At 73.2% G+C, this 19,460-nt stretch carries 23 protein-coding genes; 22 read left to right on the forward strand and 1 reads right to left on the reverse strand.

Annotated features, from left to right (window positions below; all coding sequences use genetic code 11):
- The 15 genes from BXY45_RS01880 (at nt 1) to whiG (ending at nt 11,835) form a co-directional block, all read left to right on the forward strand.
- Nucleotides 1–894 (forward strand): amino acid ABC transporter permease, encoded by an 894-nt coding sequence (locus BXY45_RS01880; RefSeq protein WP_109772553.1) that lies wholly within the window; start codon nt 1–3, stop codon nt 892–894.
- The gene (locus BXY45_RS01885; RefSeq protein WP_109772554.1) at nt 891–1,676 is read left to right on the forward strand and encodes an amino acid ABC transporter ATP-binding protein; all 786 of its coding nucleotides are present in this window, start codon (nt 891–893) and stop codon (nt 1,674–1,676) included. Before BXY45_RS01880 ends, BXY45_RS01885 begins: the two co-directional genes overlap by 4 nt.
- A gap of 195 nt (nt 1,677–1,871) precedes the next feature.
- On the forward strand, nt 1,872–2,330 hold the full coding sequence (gene rpsP / locus BXY45_RS01890) for a 30S ribosomal protein S16 (protein WP_109772555.1): 459 nt from the start codon (nt 1,872–1,874) through the stop codon (nt 2,328–2,330).
- A gap of 23 nt (nt 2,331–2,353) precedes the next feature.
- Nucleotides 2,354–2,608 carry an RNA-binding protein gene (locus BXY45_RS01895; protein WP_109772711.1) on the forward strand — a complete coding sequence of 85 codons (255 nt, stop codon included), beginning with the start codon at nt 2,354–2,356 and terminating at the stop codon, nt 2,606–2,608.
- Nucleotides 2,609–2,627: 19 nt separating this feature from the next.
- Nucleotides 2,628–3,158 (forward strand): ribosome maturation factor RimM, encoded by a 531-nt coding sequence (gene rimM, locus BXY45_RS01900; protein WP_109772556.1) that lies wholly within the window; start codon nt 2,628–2,630, stop codon nt 3,156–3,158.
- 22 nt (nt 3,159–3,180) lie between these two features.
- Complete coding sequence (gene trmD, locus BXY45_RS01905) at nt 3,181–4,029, forward strand: tRNA (guanosine(37)-N1)-methyltransferase TrmD (protein WP_109772557.1); 849 nt, start codon at nt 3,181–3,183, stop codon at nt 4,027–4,029.
- Between the two features lie 158 nt (nt 4,030–4,187).
- Nucleotides 4,188–4,547, forward strand: a complete 360-nt coding sequence (gene rplS / locus BXY45_RS01910) for a 50S ribosomal protein L19 (protein ID WP_109772558.1) — start codon at nt 4,188–4,190, stop codon at nt 4,545–4,547.
- 256 nt (nt 4,548–4,803) lie between these two features.
- Complete coding sequence (lepB, locus tag BXY45_RS01915; protein WP_245961598.1) at nt 4,804–5,466, forward strand: signal peptidase I; 663 nt, start codon at nt 4,804–4,806, stop codon at nt 5,464–5,466.
- A complete protein-coding gene (locus tag BXY45_RS01920) occupies nt 5,459–6,289 on the forward strand; it encodes a ribonuclease HII (RefSeq protein WP_245961599.1) in 831 nt (276 codons plus the stop codon). The genes lepB and BXY45_RS01920 overlap by 8 nt, the downstream gene beginning before the upstream one ends.
- 9 nt (nt 6,290–6,298) lie before the next feature.
- Nucleotides 6,299–6,622 carry a DUF2469 domain-containing protein gene (locus BXY45_RS01925; RefSeq protein ID WP_109772560.1) on the forward strand — a complete coding sequence of 108 codons (324 nt, stop codon included), beginning with the start codon at nt 6,299–6,301 and terminating at the stop codon, nt 6,620–6,622.
- Between the two features lie 81 nt (nt 6,623–6,703).
- Nucleotides 6,704–7,189, forward strand: a complete 486-nt coding sequence (locus BXY45_RS01930; protein WP_245961600.1) for a YraN family protein — start codon at nt 6,704–6,706, stop codon at nt 7,187–7,189.
- A complete protein-coding gene (locus BXY45_RS01935) occupies nt 7,186–8,760 on the forward strand; it encodes a YifB family Mg chelatase-like AAA ATPase (protein WP_109772561.1) in 1,575 nt (524 codons plus the stop codon). The genes BXY45_RS01930 and BXY45_RS01935 overlap by 4 nt, the downstream gene beginning before the upstream one ends.
- The gene (gene dprA / locus BXY45_RS01940) at nt 8,733–9,971 is read left to right on the forward strand and encodes a DNA-processing protein DprA (RefSeq protein ID WP_211319144.1); all 1,239 of its coding nucleotides are present in this window, start codon (nt 8,733–8,735) and stop codon (nt 9,969–9,971) included. The genes BXY45_RS01935 and dprA overlap by 28 nt, the downstream gene beginning before the upstream one ends.
- Before the next feature lie 4 nt (nt 9,972–9,975).
- On the forward strand, nt 9,976–10,884 hold the full coding sequence (locus tag BXY45_RS01945) for a tyrosine recombinase XerC (protein WP_109772562.1): 909 nt from the start codon (nt 9,976–9,978) through the stop codon (nt 10,882–10,884).
- A gap of 69 nt (nt 10,885–10,953) precedes the next feature.
- Entirely contained in the window at nt 10,954–11,835 is an 882-nt protein-coding gene (whiG, locus tag BXY45_RS01950; protein WP_245961601.1) for an RNA polymerase sigma factor WhiG, read from the forward strand.
- Between the two features lie 3 nt (nt 11,836–11,838).
- Here the strand turns inward: whiG and BXY45_RS01955 are convergent, their stop codons facing one another.
- On the reverse strand, nt 11,839–12,468 hold the full coding sequence (locus BXY45_RS01955; RefSeq protein ID WP_109772564.1) for a M23 family metallopeptidase: 630 nt from the start codon (nt 12,466–12,468) through the stop codon (nt 11,839–11,841).
- Nucleotides 12,469–12,867: 399 nt separating this feature from the next.
- Here BXY45_RS01955 and rpsB point away from each other — a divergent pair, with 399 nt between their 5' ends.
- The 7 genes from rpsB to BXY45_RS01990 all read left to right on the forward strand — a co-directional run bounded on the left by rpsB (nt 12,868) and on the right by BXY45_RS01990 (nt 19,412).
- A complete protein-coding gene (gene rpsB, locus BXY45_RS01960) occupies nt 12,868–13,809 on the forward strand; it encodes a 30S ribosomal protein S2 (protein ID WP_109772565.1) in 942 nt (313 codons plus the stop codon).
- A gap of 148 nt (nt 13,810–13,957) precedes the next feature.
- Nucleotides 13,958–14,782 (forward strand): translation elongation factor Ts, encoded by an 825-nt coding sequence (gene tsf / locus BXY45_RS01965; RefSeq protein ID WP_109772566.1) that lies wholly within the window; start codon nt 13,958–13,960, stop codon nt 14,780–14,782.
- A gap of 58 nt (nt 14,783–14,840) precedes the next feature.
- Nucleotides 14,841–15,584: a UMP kinase gene (gene pyrH, locus BXY45_RS01970; RefSeq protein WP_342799501.1), complete on the forward strand. Its 744-nt coding sequence runs from the start codon at nt 14,841–14,843 to the stop codon at nt 15,582–15,584.
- Between the two features lie 71 nt (nt 15,585–15,655).
- Entirely contained in the window at nt 15,656–16,213 is a 558-nt protein-coding gene (gene frr, locus BXY45_RS01975; protein ID WP_109772568.1) for a ribosome recycling factor, read from the forward strand.
- A 21-nt stretch (nt 16,214–16,234) separates the two neighbouring features.
- Entirely contained in the window at nt 16,235–17,116 is an 882-nt protein-coding gene (locus BXY45_RS01980) for a phosphatidate cytidylyltransferase (protein ID WP_245961603.1), read from the forward strand.
- 21 nt (nt 17,117–17,137) lie between these two features.
- A complete protein-coding gene (gene rlmN / locus BXY45_RS01985; protein WP_109772569.1) occupies nt 17,138–18,295 on the forward strand; it encodes a dual-specificity RNA methyltransferase RlmN in 1,158 nt (385 codons plus the stop codon).
- A 52-nt stretch (nt 18,296–18,347) separates the two neighbouring features.
- A complete protein-coding gene (locus BXY45_RS01990; protein ID WP_109772570.1) occupies nt 18,348–19,412 on the forward strand; it encodes an LLM class flavin-dependent oxidoreductase in 1,065 nt (354 codons plus the stop codon).
- Nucleotides 19,413–19,460: the final 48 nt, after the last annotated feature.

The raw sequence follows: 19,460 nt of genomic DNA on the forward strand, positions 1-19,460 counted from the left end.
GTGAGCGCTCCGGGCACCGAGGTCTTCGGAGACGCCCGCGGCGGCCTCCTGCCCGCACCGAGCGAGGTCGAGCTGGGCCGGCGCTCCTACCGCCGCTCGCGGCAGCGTCGGTCGACGTGGGTCGCCCTCCTGTCGACTCTCGTCTTCTCGACCCTGCTCGTGGTGGGAACGGTCAGCGCCCCGGGCTGGCCCCGCACGCAGCAGTCGTTCCTCGACCCGGATGTGGCGCGCCGAGCGTTCCCGCTGGTCCTCGAAGGGTTGTGGCTCAACCTGCGGGTGCTCGTCGTCGCGGCGGTGTGCGTCCTGGCGCTGGGCCTGGCGGTGGCGCTGCTGCGTACCGTGCGCGGACCCGTGTGGGCGCCCGTCCGCTTCGTCATGGCGCTCTACACGGACGTCTTTCGCGGCATGCCGTTGATCGTGCTCCTCTACATCATCGGGTTCGGCGTGCCGGGCCTGCGGCTGCAGGGCGTCCCGACCGACAAGGTGGTCCTGGGCACCACGGCGATCGTCCTCGTCTACTCCGCCTACGTCTCCGAGGTCTTCCGCGCGGGCATCGAGTCGGTCCACCCCAGCCAGCGCGCTGCTGCCCGAGCTCTGGGCCTCACGCACCGGCAGACCACCCGTCTCGTCGTCCTCCCGCAGGCGGTCCGCAACGTGACGCCACCGCTGCTCAACGACCTCGTGGCGCTGCAGAAGGACGTCGGACTCATCTCCGTGCTGGGGGCGATCGACGCGGTGAGGCAGGCGCAGATCGTCTCGGCGAACACGGGGAACTTCACCCCCTACATCGTCGCGGCGCTCCTGTTCGTGCTCCTCGCGGTGCCGACTGCGCGGCTGGCCGACTGGGCCACCGCCCGAGCTCGGCGTCGGCAGCAGGCCGGGAGCGTCCTGTGAGCGAGCAGCCCGGGGAATTCGCGCACCAGCCGGTGCTGCGGGTGCGCAACCTCGTCAAGACCTATCCGACGGCGCAGGGGTCGACGCCCGTCCTGCGGGGGATCGACCTCGACGTCGACGAGCACCAGGTGGTCACACTCATCGGGGCGTCGGGGTCGGGCAAGTCGACCCTGCTGCGCTGCGTCGACCTGTTGGAACAGGTCGACGACGGCCAGGTGTGGCTCGACGGGCAGGACATCACCGACCCCCGCGTCGACGCTGACGCCGTACGGCGCCGCATCGGCGTCGTCTTCCAGGCGTACAACCTCTTCCCGCACCTGTCCGTGCTCGACAACGTCACCCTCGCGCCACGCCGCGTGCACGGGGTGCCACGTGAGCAGGCCGAGGCACAGGCGATGGAGCTGCTGGAACGGATCGGCCTGGCGGCCAGGGCCCGCGCCTACCCCGACCAGCTCTCCGGCGGGCAGGCCCAGCGCACCGCCATCGTGAGGGCGCTCGCCGTGCAGCCGCGGTTGCTGCTGCTCGACGAGGTGACCTCCGCGCTCGACCCCGAGCTGGTGGGGGAGGTGCTGGCGCTGGTGCGCGAGGTGGCCGCCGGCGGCATGACCATCGTCATGGCCACGCACGAGATGGGCTTCGCTCGGTCGGCGGCGGACGTCGTCTGCTTTCTCGAGGGCGGGGTGCTCCTGGAGCAGGGACCGCCCGAGCAGGTGCTCGTGGATCCGCAGCACGAGCGGACCCGCACCTTCCTGCGGCGGGTCGTCGAGGCTGGACGGCTCTGAGCTGCTCATCGCTGAGTTGATCGGGGGCTGGCGGCGGTGACGAGCACTGCCGGACCTCTGGCACAATCGAGGGCTGTACTCGGCGGTGTGCGGCCCCTCTCTCCGCGATCCGCTGGTCCTCGGGCCCGAACCTGCGCGACACCCCACGCGCGGCGGGCGGCCCACCCCCGCGAAGCGAAGCAGGAGCACTACCCCGTGGCTGTCAAGATCCGCCTCAAGCGCCTGGGCAAGATCCGCGCCCCGTACTACCGCATCGTCGTTGCCGACTCGCGCACCAAGCGCGATGGTCGTGCGATCGAGGAGATCGGCAAGTACCACCCGACCGAGGAGCCCTCGCTCATCGAGGTCAACCGTGAGCGCGCCCAGTACTGGCTCGGCGTCGGCGCCCAGCCGACCCCCCAGGTCGAAGCCATTCTCAAGGTCACCGGTGACTGGCAGACCTTCAAGGGTCTCCCGGGCGCCGAGGGCACGCTGAAGGTCAAGGAGCCCAAGGCTCCCGCCGCCATTGCTACGGACTTCTCCGCCGACAAGCGCGAGAAGCCGAAGAAGTCCGCTGACAAGGCCGAGGTGCAGCCCGCCGAGGTCGCCAACGCTGAGCAGCCCGCGGGCACCGACGAGCCGGCCGAGGCCGGTTCGGTGGGTACCTCGGCCTGAGGCTGGGACAGGTGCAGGACGTCGTGCTCGCTGACGCGCTCGACCATCTGGTCCGCGGCATCGTCGACAATCCCGACGACGTCCGGGTCACCACCCGCCGCCTGCGCTCGGGCGAGGTCCTCGAGGTGCGTGTGCACCCCGAGGACCTCGGCCGGGTGATCGGACGCTCCGGGCGCACCGCCAAGGCGCTGCGCACGGTGGTCGGGGCGCTCGCCGGCGACGACGACGTCCGCGTCGACGTCGTCGACGTCGACCGCCCCCGCCGTCGTCCTTCCTGACCAGCGTCAGGACCAACGCATGGAGGTCGTCGTCGCCCGCATCGGGCGTCCCCACGGGGTGCGCGGTGAGGTCAGCGTCGAAGTGCGGACCGACTCCCCCGGCGAACGCTTCGCCGGGGGAGCGGTCTTCTCCACCGACCCTGCCTCCGCGGGACCGCTGACGCTCGCCGCCGCCCGTGACCACAACGGGGTGCTCCTGCTCTCCTTCGAGGGTGTGAACGACCGGAACGCCGCGGAGGGTCTGCGCGGAGTGCTCCTCGTCGCGGACGTCGACGCCACCAGCACTGACGAGCCCGACGCCTGGTCGGTGCCCGCCCTCGTGGGGCTGCGCGCGGAGCGCACCGACGGTCGCGTGGCGGGCGAGGTCATCGGGGTCGAGCACGGTCCTGCGCAGGACCTGCTCGTCGTGAAGCAGCCGTCAGGGTCGCTGGCGCGCGTGCCGTTCGTGGCGGCGCTCGTGCCCGTCGTCGATGTCGACGGCGGTCGCGTGGTGCTCGACCCGCCGGGCGGCCTGCTCGAGGGTGACGGCGCGCCGGAGGACGCACGATGACGACGGTGGCGAGGGACGAACGGTGAGGATCGACGTCGTCTCGATCTTCCCCGAGTACCTCTCGCCGCTGGACCTCTCCCTCATCGGCAAGGCCCGCGCCTCTGGTCTGCTCGACCTCCACGTGCACGACCTGCGCAGCTGGACTACCGACCGCCACCGCACCGTCGACGACGCCCCCCTCGGCGGCGGCGCCGGCATGGTCATGCGCCCCGAGCCGTGGGCCGCAGCGCTGGCGGCGGTCCGTAAGGCCGGGCGCGGCTCGCTGGAGGAGCCCGAGGCGGTGCCGCACCTGCTCGTGCCCAGCCCGGCTGGGGCGCCGTTCACGCAGGCCATGGCGCACGAGCTGGCAGACGAGGCGTGGCTGGCGTTTGCGTGCGGGCGCTACGAGGGCATCGACGAGCGAGTGCTCGACGCCGCTGCCGAGCAGGGGCCGGTGACGCCCGTGAGCCTGGGCGACTACGTGCTCAACGGCGGCGAGGTGGCCGTCCTGGCGATCGTCGAGGCCGTCGCGCGGCTGCTTCCGGGGGTGCTCGGCAACCCTGAGAGCGTCGTGGAGGAATCCCACGCCCCCGCGACCGGCGGTCTGCTCGAGGCGCCCGTCTACACCCGCCCTGCCACCTGGGAGGGGCGTTCGGCCCCGGACGTGCTGCTCTCGGGGCACCACGCGAAGGTGGCTGCCTGGCGGCGCGAGCAATCGCTGCGGCGGACGGCGGCCCGCCGTCCCGACCTGCTCAGCCGCGTCGACGCCGCCCAGCTCACCCGTGCAGACATGGCCGTCCTCGGCGAGCTCGGCTGGGAGCGTGACGGTTCCCACCTGCGACCGACGGCTGCCCGCGAGGGCGAGCGGGCCTCGGAGGCTGTGGCAGACTAGGTGGCCGTGCCGTGACCGGCGCCGCCCCTGCCACAGGGGGAGAGCGGCCGCCGGAGGGGAACCGGCACGACGACGGAACCAGACGCCGGCCCGCCCGCACACCGCGGCAGGCCCCATGGCGCGCGTGACCTGTGGCACCGCGGGAACGGACACCAACCGTGCACACTTTCGACGCTCTCGATGCCGCCTCGCTCCGCAGCGACCTGCCGTCCTTCGGCCCCGGCGACACCGTGAAGGTCAACGTCAAGGTCGTCGAGGGCAACCGCTCCCGCATCCAGGTCTTCCAGGGCGCGGTCATCCGCCGCTCCGGTGGCGGCGTCCGCGAGACGTTCACCGCCCGCAAGGTCAGCTTCGGCGTGGGCGTGGAGCGCACCTTCCCGCTGCACTCCCCGGCGATCGACTCCATCGAGGTCGTGACCCGCGGCGACGTGCGCCGCGCGAAGCTGTACTACCTGCGCGACCTGCGCGGCAAGGCCGCCAAGATCAAGGAGAAGCGCGACACCCGCTCGGCCAGCTGAGCCGGCGGCCTCGAGCCACCAGCGCACCGGAGGCCCGGTCCGTCTACGGACCGGGCCTCCGTCGTCCCCGGACGGATCGCCCATCGATCGTCCAGGACAGCGACATAGCCTTCCCCGGTCCGGGGCGAGCCCCGCGGGACCCCAGCACGCCGGAGGACGAGTGGTCGACCAGCAGGCACGGCATGAAGCCCCGCCCCCCGAGGAGCCGAACGCCCGATCGCGCTCGCGCGGACCCCTGGCAGGTCTGGTCGCGGCGGTGCGCGAAGCGGCCATCGTCGTCGTCGCCGCTCTCCTGCTCTCCCTGCTCGTGAAGACCTTCCTCGTGCAGGCGTTCTACATCCCGTCGGAGTCCATGGAGAACACCCTCCTGCGGGGTGACCGCGTGCTCGTCAGCCAACTCACCCCGGGGCCGTTCGACCTGCAGCGCGGCGACGTCGTGGTCTTCGAGGACCCGGGCGGCTGGCTCCAGCCGGAGCCCGAGGCCGACCACGGGGCCGTCGGTAACGCCCTCGTCGACGTCCTGACCTTCGTCGGGGTCCTCCCCTCGAACTCCGGGCAGCACCTCATCAAGCGCGTCATCGGCCTGCCGGGAGACCGGGTCGTGTGCTGTGACGCGCAGGGCCGCACCACGGTCAACGGCACCCCCCTGCAGGAAGACTTCCTCAAGCCCGGCTCGATCTCCAGCGAGATCGACTTCGACGTCACCGTCCCGGCCGGCTCGCTGTGGGTCGAGGGCGACAACCGGCAGGACTCCGGCGATTCGCGCTACCACCAACAGCTCCCGCAGGGAGGGGCGGTGCCGATCGACGACGTCGTCGGGCGCGCCGTGGTGGTGGTGTGGCCGTTCGACAGGCTCTCCTGGCTCGGTCGGCACCCGGAGGCGTTCGCCGGGGTGCCCGCCCCCTCCGCCGGTGGCTGAGCGAGCGGCCGGGCGAGCGGTGGGGCGGGTGCGGCCCCGTACCGCGGCGCCCACGCTGCGTCGCGAGCGCGAGCTGCTGCGGTCCGGGCACGCGCTCGTCGCGGGGATCGACGAGGTGGGCCGCGGCTCGCTGGCCGGCCCGGTGACCGTCGGCGTCGTCGTCGTCGAGCTGTCCACCCGCAGTGCCCCCGTCGGCCTGCGCGATTCCAAACTGCTCACCCCGGCCGCGCGCGAGGCGCTCGTGCCCGCGCTGCAGCGCTGGGCTCCCGCGTGGGCGGTGGGCCACGCGTCGGCGGCCGAGGTCGACGCGCTGGGCATCCTGCGGGCGCTGCGGCTCGCGGGCACGCGCGCTCTGCGCCAGCTGCCGGCGCTGCCGGACCTGGCCCTGCTCGACGGCGACTACGACTGGCTCAACCGGCCGCCCGCCCCGCCGGAGACCGCCTGCCCGGCGCTCGAGGCACACGTCCCGGTGGTGACGCAGATTAAGGGAGATCTGCGCTGCGCGGCCGTGGCGGCGGCGTCGGTGCTGGCCAAGGTGGAGCGCGACGCGCTGATGACGGCGCTGGACACCGAGTACCCGGGGTACGGCTGGGCCGGCAACAAGGGGTACAGCGCCCCCGAGCACCTGGCGGCGCTGCGCCAGCTCGGGCCGTGCGCGCAGCACCGCCGTAGCTGGCGGCTGCCGGGCGTGCCACAGGCAGCGAGGGTTGCGTCGTCGCCGCTGGCCGAGCAGCTCGACCTGCTCGCCGCGGTGGACGGCGCCGACGCGTCGGCGGCGCGCCAGCGGGGGACAGGCGCGGAGCTGTCGGAGCGGGGTGCATGATGAGCGGCGATGAGCGCTGAGGACCTCGAGGACTACGAGACCGAGATGGAGCTCGCGCTCTACCGCGAGTACCGCGACGTCGTCGGGCTCTTCTCCTACGTGGTGGAGACCGAACGGCGCTTCTACCTGGCCAACTCGGTGGATCTGCGGCCCCGCACCACCGACGGCGAGGTGTGGTTCGAGCTCGTCCTGTCCGACGCGTGGGTGTGGGACGTCTACCGCTCCGCACGGTTCGTGAAGACGGTCCGCGTGGTGACGTTCAAGGACGTCAACGTGGAGGAGCTGTCCAAGAGCGACCTCGAGGTGCCCAAGCCCGAAGGCTTCCCCGGCTGATCGTCCTGGGCCCCGGAGGCGCGCGCGAGCGCGTCGTCCGCCCACAGGGGCGCTACGCCCCGGCTCCGTCCACAGGCTGCCGTGATCGGCGCGGTGGTGGTCCGCCGCTGCGGGCAGCGTGGCTGCCCGGAGGTGGTCGTCGTGGCCGGAGCGGAACAGGGTGCAGGCACCGAGGTGGGTGCCCGTGTGGAGGAGCTGTCGCGCCTCGAGGTGGGGCGGTGCGGTGAGCGGATCGCGGAGGCGCACCTGGTCGCCGCCGGAGCGCGGGTGCTCGACCGGAACTGGCGGTGCCGCCTCGGGGAGCTCGACCTCGTGGTCCTCGACGGCGACGTGGTCGTCGGGGTGGAGGTGCGCACCCGCCGCACGACGTCGGCGGGTACGCCCCTGGAGTCGGTGACACCGCGGAAGGTGGCGCGCCTGCGGCGGCTGCTCGGCGCCTGGTGCGCGGAGCACCCGGCGGCAGGGCGCGGCGGGTGCGGTGGGCGGCTCCGGCTCGACGTCGTGGGGGTGCTTCTCGCTGAAGGGACCACGCCCGAGGTGCAGCACGTGCGCGGGATCGACAGGTGAGCGTCGGACGTTCCCTGGCGGTGGCGCTGCTCGGGCTGGCCGGTCACCTCGTGGAGGTCGAGGCCGACGTCACCGCTGGTCTGCCCGCGTTCGTCCTCACGGGTCTGCCCGACGCCGCCCTGGTGGAATCGCGCGACAGGGTGCGCGCTGCGCTGCGCAACGCCGGTCTGGCGCTGGCCGACCGACGCGTGGTGGTCAACCTCTCCCCGGCGTCGCTGCCCAAGCAGGGCGCCTCCTTCGACCTGGCGGTAGCCGCCGCGCTCCTCGCGGCCCAGCGCAGCGTGCGCGGCGCCCTCGCCGCCCAGGCGCTGCACCTGGGGGAGCTCGGCCTGGACGGGTGGGTTCGCCCGGTCCGCGGGGTGCTGCCCGCGGTGCTGGCGGCGAGCTCCCAGGGCGTGCGCCGCGCCGTCGTCCCCGCCGCCAACGCCGCCGAGGCCGCGCTGGTGCCGGGCGTGGAGGTGGTGCCGGTCGAGCACCTTGGAGACCTCGTGCGAGCCCACGGAGGAGAGCTGGTGGCTGCGCCGCCGCGCGGGGCCGGGCGCGCTACCCTCGTCGGCGGGCAGCCTGGCGCACCCGGTGCCGACGGGACCGCATCGGCGGACCTGTCCGACGTCGTAGGTCAGGCCGACGCGCTCGACGCGCTGCGGGTGGCCGCCGCCGGTGGCCACCACCTGCTGCTCACGGGACCGCCGGGCGCGGGGAAGTCGATGCTCGCGGCGCGTCTGCCCGGCGTGCTGCCGCCGCTCAGCGAGGCCGAGGCGGTCGAGGTGACCGCCGTCCACTCGCTGTCGGGCACCTTCGACCCCGCCCGCGGCCTGCTGGACCGGCCGCCCTTCGAGGCGCCGCACCACACGGCCTCCGCGGCAGCGGTGCTCGGAGGCGGGTCGCTGGTGCCCTCCCCGGGGGCGGTGTCGCGGGCGCACCGCGGGGTGCTGCTGCTGGACGAGGGCCCCGAGTTCGATCGGCGCGTGCTCGAGGGGCTGCGCCAGCCGCTGGAGGACGGCGAGGTGGTGATCGCCCGGGCGCGGGGCACTGCGAGGTTCCCCGCGCGGTTCCAGCTCGTCTGCACGTCCAACCCGTGCCCGTGCGGTCGGGGCATCGACAAGGGCCTGTCCTGCCGGTGTACACCCCAGGAGCAGCGGCGCTACCGCAACCGCCTGTCGGGCCCGCTGCTCGACCGGGTGGACCTTCAGGTGACCGTCGCGCCGGTCTCCCGCACGGAGCTCGACGCCGCCGAGCGCGGCACCTCGCCGACGCCCCGTCCGACCTCGGCGCAGGTGGCCGCGCAGGTCGCCGCCGCCCGGGGCGCGGCCGCGGAGCGGCTGCGCGGCACGCCGTGGCGCTGCAACGGCGAGGTGCCCGGGCGGCACCTGCGCGGACCCCTGCGGCTGCCGTCCGCCGCCGTCCGCACCGCGATGGTCCGTCTCGACGAGGGCGAGCTGACGCTGCGCGGCCTCGACAGGGTCTTGCGGGTCTCGTGGACCTTGGCCGATCTTGCTGGCCGGGCCCAGCCGGGGGCCGAGGACGTCGAGCGTGCGCTCTCGTGGCGACTGCCGTGGGCCGTCGCATGACCGGATGGCAGCAGGTGCTCCCGCTCGGGGCCGGCGCGTCGCTTCCTCGCTGGGTGGCCGACGCGCGCCTTGCCCAGCTCGCCTGGTCTCGCCTGGCCGAGCCCGAGGACCTCGAGGCCCGCCGCTTCGTCGGGCACCGGGGGCCGAGTGCGGCGCTGGAGCGGCTCGCCTCCCCGGCACCCGTCAGCGCAGCCGAGTGCTTCGAGGGGGAGTCCGTCGAGCGGTTGCGGCGGGGCCTGGCGCGCTGGGCCAGCCGCTGGGACCAGACCGACCCCGAGCGCGACCTCGACCGCCTCCACGCGCTCGGCGGACGTGTCGTGCTGCCCGGCGATGCCGAGTGGCCGGACGGGCTCGCCTTGCTCGACGGCGACGAGCCGTTCGCCCTCTGGGTGCGCGGGCCGCTCGACCTCGCCGCGGCGTGCGAGCGGAGCATCGCCGTCGTCGGAGCGCGCGCCGCCACCGCCTACGGCGAGCGGATCGCCTCGCAGCTGGGGATCGGGCTGGGAGACGCCGGAGCTACGACCATCTCCGGCGCGGCGCTCGGCATCGACGGCGCCGCGCACCGCGGCGCCCTCGCATCCGGGGGACCGACGGTGGCGGTGCTCGCCTGCGGGGTCGACAGGGCCTACCCGCCCTCTCACGCCGCGCTGCTGCGGGCGCTGTGCGAGGAGGGCCTCGTGGTCAGCGAGCTCCCGCCCGGCTCCAGCCCGATGAAGCGGCGGTTCCTGCAGCGGAACCGGCTCATCGCGGCTGCAGCGGGAGCCACCGTGGTGGTGGAGGCCGGATGGCGGTCGGGGGCGCTGTCCACGGCGAACCGGGCGCAGATGATCGGAAAGCCCATCGGCGCCGTGCCCGGGCCGATCACTTCGCCTAGCTCGGAGGGGTGCCATCGGCTGCTGCGTCGCGAAGCGGTGTGCATCACCGACGCCTCCGAGGCGCTGCAGCTGTTGAAGATCACACGCGCCGACCCGGAGCGTCCCGTGCCGGCCCGACCTCACGACGGGTTGTCGGACCTGGCGGGCCGCGTGCTCGACGCGGTCCCCCTGCTCGACCCGCGCAGCGCCCAGAGCATCGTCGGCGCTGCCGGGCTGCCCCTCGAGGAGGTGCGCGCGGGGCTGGAGGACCTCGTGATGCACGGGCTCGTGGTGCCCGAGGGTGGCGGGTGGCGGCGTGCCCCGCTTGAGGAGCCCCCCACCGGTCGCGGACAGTGAGCGGATGGGTGAGACGAGCGAGGACTGGCCGCAGCTGTTCTGTCGGCACCTGGAGCTCGAGCGCGGGGCTTCGCCGGCCACCACGCGCGCCTACACCGCCGACCTGTCCTCCCTCCAGGAGCACCTGCACGCCACCGGTACCGACCTCGCGGGCCTGTCCCTGGCTGATCTCCGGTCCTGGCTCGGAGCCCAGGCCGCCGCCGGTGCGGCGCGCTCGACGTTGGCGCGGCGGACCTCCGCGGTCCGCAGCTTCACCGCCTGGGCCGTGCGGACCGGACGGCTGCCTGCCGACCCCGCGCTGAGGCTGCGCTCGCCGACCCCGAACCGCACCCTGCCGACCGTGCTGCGCGCCGACCAGGCCGGCCGCCTCATGGACCTCGCCGCCGTGCGCGCCGACGACGACGACCCCGCCCACCTGCGCGACCGCGCCGCCGCCGAGCTGCTGTACGCCAGCGGCATCCGCGTGAGCGAGCTCGTCGGGCTCGACGTCGACGACGTCGACAGGGAGCGGCGCACGCTGCGCGTGCTCGGCAAGGGCTCCAAGGAGCGGGTCGTGCCCTACGGCCAGCCCGCAGACCGGGCCGTGGGCGAGTACCTCGAGCGGGGCCGTCCGCGACTCGCCACGCCCGGGTCGCCACCGGCTCTGCTGCTCGGCGCGCGCGGCGGCCGCTGGGACCAGCGCCAGGTGCGGGAGGTGGTCCACGCGCTGCTCAGGGGCCTGGGGGAGGGCGTCGACGCCGCCCCTCACGCGTTGCGCCACACGGCTGCAACGCACCTGCTGGACGGGGGCGCGGACCTGAGATCCGTCCAGGAGATGCTCGGCCACGCTAGCCTGGCGACCACGCAGGTCTACACCCACGTCTCGGTCGAGCGCCTGCGGCGAAGCTACGAACAGGCCCACCCGCGGGCGTGAGCGCCCCGGACGGCGCCCCGGGGAGCCCCGTCCGGGAGAGGCAGGGGAAACATGACCAAAGCAGCTCCCGTGACAGCGCCCCCGGCGCCCACGATCACCACCACCGAGGAGCCCGCGCCCGTCGTGCGCGCGCCACGGCTCAGCTCGAGGTTGGCGACGAAGGGTGCCGACCCGGAGGCCGTCGCCCGCAACGAAGCGCTCCTGCGCGACCTGTGGCAGCGCTTCAAGGACCACGGAGACCCGGTGGTTCGCGAGCGGCTGATCCTCCACTACGCGCCGCTGGTGAAGTACGTGGCCGGTCGCGTCGCCGTCGGCCTGCCCGCCAACGTCGACCAGGCCGACCTCGTCTCCTACGGCGTCTTCGGGCTCATCGACGCGATCGAGAAGTTCGACCTCGAGCGCGCCATCAAATTCGAGACCTACGCGATCACCCGCATCCGCGGCGCCATCATCGACGAGCTGCGCGCTATGGACTGGATCCCGCGCTCGGTGCGCAGCAAGGCACGCGACGTCGAGCGCGCCTACGCGGCACTGGAGTCCGAGCTGCACCGCACCCCCACCGAGCCGGAGGTCGCGGCGCGGATGGGGATCTCTCTCAGGGACCTCCACGCGATCTTCAGCCAGGTCTCCTACGTCAACGTCGTGGCGCTCGACGAGCTGCTCGGCGTATCGGGGGAGAAGGGCGAGTCGCTCTCCCTGGGCGACACGCTCAAGGACACCCGCGTCGAGGACCCGGTCACCGCGTTCGAGAACGAGGAGACCAAGTACCTCCTGTCCCGGGTCATCGACCAGCTTCCCGAGCGCGAGAAGATCGTGGTGACGCTCTACTACTACGAGAACCTCACCCTCTCGGAGATCGGCAAGGTGCTCGGCGTGACCGAGTCGCGCGTGTGCCAGATGCACACGAAGGCGGTCGTGGCGATGCGCGCCAAGCTCGCCGAGGCCAGCTGAGCGTCATCTGATCGCGGGGCCGGTGTCCCTGCGCGTGCCCCAGCCGGGAACCGGCAGCAGCACCACCCGCGGGCGGAGCAGAGTCAGCGGGTCCAGGTAGCGCGTCTGCGTTCCCGAGCCCGTTCGCACGCCCCAGTGGAGGCACGACGTAGGGGCGCAGTGCGCGGAGCTTGCCTCCGCCTGTACCGTGCCCACCGGTTGCCCGCGCTCCACGCGGTCTCCCACGCGGACCGTGCTGTCCACAGGTTCGAGGGTGGCGCGCCACCCCGACGACGACCTGATGCTCAGCACGCCACGGCCGGCGATCCCGCCCCCGGCCACCACCACGCCACTCACGGGCGCCAGCACGGTCTGTCCCGCAGCCGCCGCCAGGTCCACCCCGCGGTGCCCCGGCTGCCACGGCCGGCCGGGCAGCGACGCGCGGCGCAGCACGGTCGGGGGACCGGCGGCATCGTCCAGGGGCCACCACCAGCGAGCGGTCGCTGGTGCGCTCGTCGGCGGGCTTGCCTGCGCTGCCGGCGCGGTGAGCGGGAGAAGCCCCGAGATCACGACGACGACGAGCAGCGCGAGCGGCGCGCGCGGCGCGCGCGGCGCGCGCCACGACGACGGAGTGCCGGAGGGGACGGGGGTCACCCCGCGAGGCTGCCCCGCCCGACGTCGCCGCCGCCCGCTCCGACCGCTCCCTGTGGACAGGCGGCACGCGGCTCCGCGCACCTGTGGACAGCGCTGTGGACGACGCCTGGAACGAGCTGCGGGCGGCCCTGTGGAGGGCCCTGTCGATGGCGCTGTGGACGGGCCAGCGGTCCGGGGGGTCCTGCGGGTCCGCGTAGGATGGGTCACGGCCGGTCTCGCGACCGGTACTTCGCGTGCCCGCACACCGCCTCGCGGCGGGGTGCGCCACCTCGGTCCCGGAGCTCCGGGCGGTGGCGCTCCGCAGGCACCAGGGCTGCGGCCGGACCCGGACCACAGCAAGAACCGAGATGAGCCCTGTGCCGGGAAGCGAACCCGGTCCGGGGTTGAGAGGAGTGCGGCATGGCCGTCGTCACCACGCGCCAGCTGCTCGAGAGCGGCGTCCACTTCGGGCACCAGACCCGTCGCTGGAACCCCAAGATGAAGCGGTTCATCCTGACGGACCGCAACGGCATCTACATCATCGACCTGCAGCAGTCGCTGACCCACATCGACCGCGCTTACGAGTTCGTCAAGCAGACCGTCGCGCACGGTGGCTCGATCCTCTTCGTGGGCACCAAGAAGCAGGCGCAGGAGCCCCTGGCCGAGCAGGCCGCCCGCGTCGGCATGCCCTACGTGAACCAGCGCTGGCTGGGTGGCATGCTCACCAACTTCCAGACGGTGAGCAAGCGTCTGCAGCGCCTCAAGGAGCTCGAGCAGATCGACTTCGACGACGTGGCCTCCTCGGGCCGCACGAAGAAGGAGCTGCTCATGATGCGCCGCGAGAAGGAGAAGCTCGAGCGCACCCTCGGCGGCATCCGCGACATGGCCCGCACGCCCTCGGCCGTGTGGATCGTGGACACCAACAAGGAGCACCTCGCCGTCGACGAGGCGCACAAGCTGGGTATCCCGGTCGTGGCGATCCTCGACACCAACTGCGACCCCGACGTCGTGGACTACCGCATCCCCGGCAACGACGACGCGATCCGCTCGGTCACCCTGCTGACCCGCGTCATCGCCGACGCCGTCGCTGACGGCCTGCGCACCCGCGCCGGTGGCGGCGAGGCCGCCGCCGAGCCGATGGCCGCGTGGGAGGCCGAGCTGCTCGCCGGCGAGACCCAGACCGGCGCCGGCGCCGGCGACAACGCCGCTGGTGCCGCCGCGGCCCAGGGCGAGGCCGAGGCTGCTGCCCAGGTCCCGACCGGCGCCGAGCCGGCCGCCGCGATCGCCCAGGCCGAGGGCGAGGCCAGCGCTCCGGCCGAGGCTGCTGCTGCCCCGGCCGACGAGGCGACGCCGACCGCCTGACGCGGCTCTCCGCGCCACCGCCGCGCCGCCCCTGACCGGGGCGGCGCGGCACCGCCGCCGAGCCCGACCGGGACGGCGGCCCCAGACCACGAAGACCGCGCCCGGCACCCCCGGCGCGCGGAGGACACAGGCGAGAGGACGGACCCCCATGGCGACCACCGCCGCTGACATCAAGGCCCTGCGCGAGCAGACCGGTGCGGGCATGCTCGACGTCAAGAAGGCGCTGGACGAGGCCGACGGCGACCGCGCGAAGGCCATCGAGATCCTGCGCGTCAAGGGCCTCAAGGGCGTGACCAAGCGCGAGGGGCGCACCACGAGCAACGGCCTCGTCGCCGCGCGCGTCGAGGGAAGCGTCGGCACGCTCGTCGAGGTCAACTGCGAGACCGACTTCGTCGCGAAGGGCGAGCGGTTCATCGCCCTCGCCGAGCGCGTGCTCGACCTCGCCGTCCGTACCGGCGCCAAGGACTCCGAGTCCCTGCTGGCGGCCGAGATCGACGGCAAGCCGCTGCAGACGCTGCTCGACGAGTCCAACGCCACCATCGGCGAGAAGATCGAGGTGCGCCGCGTGGCCCGCCTCGAGGGCGCGCACGTCGCCTCCTACCTGCACCGCACCAGCCCCGACCTGCCCCCGCAGATCGGCGTGCTCGTGGCGCTGGACAGCGAGGAGATCGACACCGCTCGCGACGTCGCGATGCACATCGCGGCTCTGTCGCCGCTGCACCTGCACCGTGACGAGGTGTCCGAGGAGACGGTGGCCAACGAGCGCCGCATCGCCGAGGAGACCGCCCGCGAGGAGGGAAAGCCGGAGGCCGCGCTGCCCCGCATCATCGAGGGTCGCGTCAACGGCTTCTTCAAGGACAACGTCCTGCTCGAGCAGTCCTTCGCCAAGGACCCCAAGCGGACCGTCCAGCAGGTGCTGAACGACTCCGGCGTCAAGGTCCTGGCCTTCGCCCGCTTCCGCGTCGGCGCCTGAGCGCGGCGTGAGCACCTCACCCAGCGGCGCTCCGGGTGCCGTGGACCGTGCAGTCGACGTGGAGAGGGACTTCGAGAGTGGCTTGCGCGGTGAGCGCTGGCGTCGCGTCGTCCTGAAACTGTCGGGTGAGGCCTTCGGTGGCGGCCGCGTCGGGGTCGACCCCGACGTGGTCGCCTCCGTGGCGCGCGCCATCGTCGGCCCCGTCCGCGAGGGTGTCCAGGTCGCCATCGTCGTCGGGGGAGGCAACTACTTCCGCGGCGCCGAGCTGAGCCAGGGCGGCATGGACCGCAGCCGGGCCGACTACATGGGCATGCTCGGCACGGTGATGAACTGCCTGGCCCTGCAGGACTTCCTGGAGCAGGCCGGGGTGGACACCCGCGTGCAGACGGCGATCACCATGGGCCAGGTCGCGGAGCCGTACGTGCCGCGCCGCGCGATCCGTCACATGGAGAAGGGCCGCGTGGTCATCTTCGGTGCGGGCGCTGGCCTGCCGTACTTCTCCACCGACACCGTGGCCGCCCAGCGTGCGCTGGAGATCCGGGCCGACGCGGTGCTCATGGCGAAGAACGGCGTCGACGGCGTCTACACCGCCGACCCCCGCAAGGACCCCGACGCTTCACGTCTGGACGAGGTCAGCTACGGCGAAGCCCTGCGCCAGCAGCTCAAGGTCGTTGACGCGACCGCCTTCAGCCTGTGCATGGACAACGGCCTTCCCATGGTCGTGTTCGGCATGGACGGGGAGGGCACCATCTCCGCCGCGCTGCGCGGTGAGAGGATCGGCACGCTCGTCTCGGCGGGCTGAGCGCTGCGCCCCCCTGCCGGGGGGCGCGGGCTCGCCCGGACGTGACGCACTGACGAGGAGGACCCAGGCCTGTGATCGACGACACGCTCCTCGAGGCCGAGGAAAAGATGGAAAAGGCCGTCGAGGTCGCCAAGAACGACTTCTCGGCGATCCGCACCGGCCGCGCCAACCCGGCGCTGTTCGCGAAGGTCAACGTGGAGTACTACGGCGCGATGACCCCGCTGCAGCAGCTGGCGTCGTTCCAGGTGCCGGAGGCCCGCACGGTGCTCATCAGCCCCTACGACAAGTCCTCGATCACCGCGATCGAGAAGTCGCTGCGCGCCTCCGACCTCGACGTCAACCCCTCCAATGACGGCAACGTCATCCGGATCATCCTCCCGCAGCTCACCGAGGAGCGACGCAGGGACTACATCAAGCTCGCCAAGTCCAAGGCCGAGGACGCGAAGGTGTCGGTGCGCAGCATCCGCCGCCGCGCCAAGGACGAGCTCGACCGGGTGGTCAAGGCCGGCGAGGCCGGCGAGGACGACGTCGCCCGCGCGGAGAAGGAGCTCGACTCCCTGACCCGGCGCTTCGTCGACGAGATCGACGAGCTGGTCAAGCACAAGGAGACCGAGCTCCTCGCCGTCTGAGCGAGCAGCGTGGATCCAGCCGTGGCCGAGCCTGCTGTGCAGCCGGCTCGCCCCGTGGGGCGAGCCGGGCGCAACCTCCCCCAGGCGATCATCGCGGGGGTGGTGCTTGGCGGTGGCGTGCTGGCCGCACTGCTGCTGGTCAAGCAGGTCTTCATCGGTGTTGCGGCGCTGGCGGTCGGTCTGTCCGTGCGCGAGCTCGCGCGGGCCTTGGCCAGTCGCCACCGCCGGGTCACCCAGGTTCCGCTGGTCGTCGGGTCCGCAGCGACTCTCGTCGCCGCCTACGTCGGCGGTCTGGACGCGCTGCTTGTGGGGGTGTGCCTGACCGCCGTCGCCGCCGTCCTGTGGCGTGTCCTCGAGGTACCGGATCTGCCCCCGCACGTCGGTGAGGGGACGGCGGCCCCGGGTGTGGCACTCGTGCGCGACATCACCGCCGCCGTCCTAATCGTGGGATGGCTCCCGCTGCTCGCGGGGTTCGCGATGCTCATGCTCGCCGCCGACGACGGCGCGCAGCGCGTCGTCGTCTTCGTCCTCCTCACGGTGTGCAGCGACGTGGGCGGGTACGCCGCGGGGGTCCTGTTCGGACGCCACCCGATGGCGCCGTCGATCAGCCCCAAGAAGTCGTGGGAGGGCCTGGCCGGTTCGGGCATCGCCTGCGTCGTGGCGGGTGCGCTGTCGGTGTGGCTGCTGCTCGGGGGCAGCTGGTGGGCCGGTGCGCTCGTGGGTGTCGGCGCCGCCGCATCCGCGACGCTGGGCGACCTCTCGGAGTCCATCCTCAAGCGCGACCTCGGCATCAAGGACATGGGCACCCTGGTGCCCGGGCACGGCGGGGTTCTCGACCGGCTCGACTCCCTGCTCGCCGTCGCCCCCACCACGTGGCTGCTGCTGGAGTTGCTGGTCCGCTGAGGGTGGGACCATGGGGGTGCCATGTCTGAGACCGCCGCCCCCGCGCCCGCTGCCACTTCCGGTCCCGCGGGCGCCCGCCCCGCACTGACGCTCGCCGCCCCGCGCCGGGCCAAGCCTCCGCGTCACCTTGCTGACCTCGCCCCCTCCGAGCGCGCTGCCGCTGCCGCGGAGCTGGGCGTTCCCCCGTTCCGGGTCAAGCAGGTCGCGCAGCACTACTTCGGCCGCGGCGAGGTCGACCCAGCGGGCATGACCGACCTGCCGGCCGCCCTGCGCGACCAGCTGGGCGCCGCCCTGCTGCCGCCGCTGCTCACGCAGACCCGCGTGCTCGAGGCCGACGGCGGTGACACCGTAAAGACCCTGTGGAAGCTGTTCGACGGCGCCCGCATCGAGAGCGTGCTCATGCGCTACCCGGGGCGCGTCACGCTGTGCGTCTCCAGCCAGGCCGGGTGCGGCATGGCCTGCCCGTTCTGCGCCACCGGGCAGGGCGGCCTGCAGCGGAACCTGTCGGCGGCCGAGGTGGTCGAGCAGGTGCACGCCGCCAACCGGTACCTCGCGCCCACGGGGGAGCGGGTACACAACGTCGTCTTCATGGGCATGGGGGAAGCGCTCGCCAACTACAAGGCGTGCGTCGGGGCCGTGCGGCGCATGGTCGACCCTGCTCCCGACGGGCTGGGCATGTCCGCCCGCGGCATTACCGTCTCGACCGTGGGCCTGGTCCCCGCCGTCGACAAGCTCGCGGGGGAGGGGCTGGCAGTGACGCTCGCGCTGAGCCTTCACGCCCCCGACGACCTGCTCCGCAATGAGCTGGTGCCGCTGAACAGCCGCTACGACGTGGCCGCCGTCCTCGACTCAGCCCACCGGTACTTCGAGGCGACCGGCCGCCGCGTGAGCATTGAGTACGCGCTCATCCGCGACGTCAACGACCATGCCTGGCGAGCCGACCTGCTCGCCGAGCAGCTGCTGGCGCGCGGCAGCGGCTGGGTGCACGTCAATCCGATCCCGCTCAACCCCACGCCCGGGTCGCGGTGGACGGCGTCGGACCCGCAGGTGGAGGCAGAGTTCGTGCGACGCCTGCGCGACGCAGGCATCCCCACCACCGTGCGTGACACGCGCGGCCGCGACATCGACGGCGCCTGCGGTCAGCTGGCCGCGACCGACATCGCCCAGCCCACGGGCTGAGAGCGCGCACCACCCTGGGAACACATCGCCTCGACCCGGAGTTAGTTGAATCGTGAAGAACATCGGGTTCCTCAACTTCGGCAACTGGCGTCCCGCGCGCGGCTCCCACGTCCGCACCGGGGCTGATGCCCTCCTGCAGACCGTCGAGCTGGCGGTCGCGGCGGAGGAGCTCGGTCTGGACGGCGCGTTCATCCGCGTCCACCACTTCGCGCCCCAGCTGTCCACGCCGTGGCCGCTGCTCGCGGCGATGGCCGCGCGCACGTCCCGCATCGAGCTGGGCACGGGTGTCATCGACATGCGCTACGAGGAGCCCCTGGCGATGGCCGAGCTGGCCGCCTCCACCGACCTCATCAGCGGCGGCAGGCTCCAGCTCGGCGTGAGCCGCGGATCACCGGAGCCGGCGCTGCGCGGCGCCGAGGCGTTCGGGCACATCGCGCGTGATGGCCAGACCGACGCCGACCTGGCGCGCGAGCACACGCGTAGGTTCCGCGCCGCCATCGCCGGTGCCGGCGTCGCGCCCATGGATCCGCAGATGACGGGCCGTCAGGGCCTGCTCTCGGTGCAGCCGCAGGCCCCGGGCCTGGCCGACCGCATCTGGTGGGGTGCGGGCACACGCTCCACCGCCCGCTGGGCCGGGCAGCAGGGCATGAACCTCATGAGCTCAACCCTGCTCACCGAGGACACCGGCGTGCCGTTCGACCAGCTGCAGGCCGAGCAGATCGCCGGCTTCCGCGAGGCGTGGACGCAGGCCGGCTGGTCGGGCACCCCGCGGGTGTCCGTCTCGCGCAGTGTCATGCCCATCACCACCGAGGAGGACCGGCTCTACTTCGGTGGTGACGTCGACAGCACCGACCAGGTCGGCTACCTCGACGGCGGCCTGGCGCGCTTCGGACGGCACTACGCCGGTGACCCCGACGTCGTCGCCGAGCAGCTCGCTCGGGACGTCGCCGTCCAGGAGGCCGACACCCTGTTGCTGACCATCCCCAACATGCTGGGCGTGGAGTACAACACCCGGCTGCTCGCGACCATCGCCGAGCACGTGGCCCCGGCACTCGGTTGGAAGCCCGCGCACCTGCGCACTGATCAGGTGCCTGGGCAGCAGCCCGCCACCGTCTGAGGAAGTACTCCGCAGGGCTACCGCGCCTCGTGGGGAGCGCGACGTCCG

This window comes from Quadrisphaera granulorum (genome assembly GCF_003149145.1).
In the GTDB taxonomy this organism is placed as follows: Bacteria; Actinomycetota; Actinomycetes; order Actinomycetales; family Quadrisphaeraceae; genus Quadrisphaera; species Quadrisphaera granulorum.

What these genes read in the sequence shown, in the direction of transcription:
- rpsB (WP_109772565.1), top strand. Translation starts at nt 12,868, where the DNA reads ATGGCCGTCGTCACCACGCGCCAGCTGCTCGAGAGCGGCGTCCACTTC.
- rlmN (WP_109772569.1), top strand. Translation starts at nt 17,138, where the DNA reads ATGTCTGAGACCGCCGCCCCCGCGCCCGCTGCCACTTCCGGTCCCGCG.
- BXY45_RS01945 (WP_109772562.1), top strand. Translation starts at nt 9,976, where the DNA reads ATGGGTGAGACGAGCGAGGACTGGCCGCAGCTGTTCTGTCGGCACCTG.
- rimM (WP_109772556.1), top strand. Translation starts at nt 2,628, where the DNA reads ATGGAGGTCGTCGTCGCCCGCATCGGGCGTCCCCACGGGGTGCGCGGT.
- tsf (WP_109772566.1), top strand. Translation starts at nt 13,958, where the DNA reads ATGGCGACCACCGCCGCTGACATCAAGGCCCTGCGCGAGCAGACCGGT.
- BXY45_RS01925 (WP_109772560.1), top strand. Translation starts at nt 6,299, where the DNA reads ATGAGCGCTGAGGACCTCGAGGACTACGAGACCGAGATGGAGCTCGCG.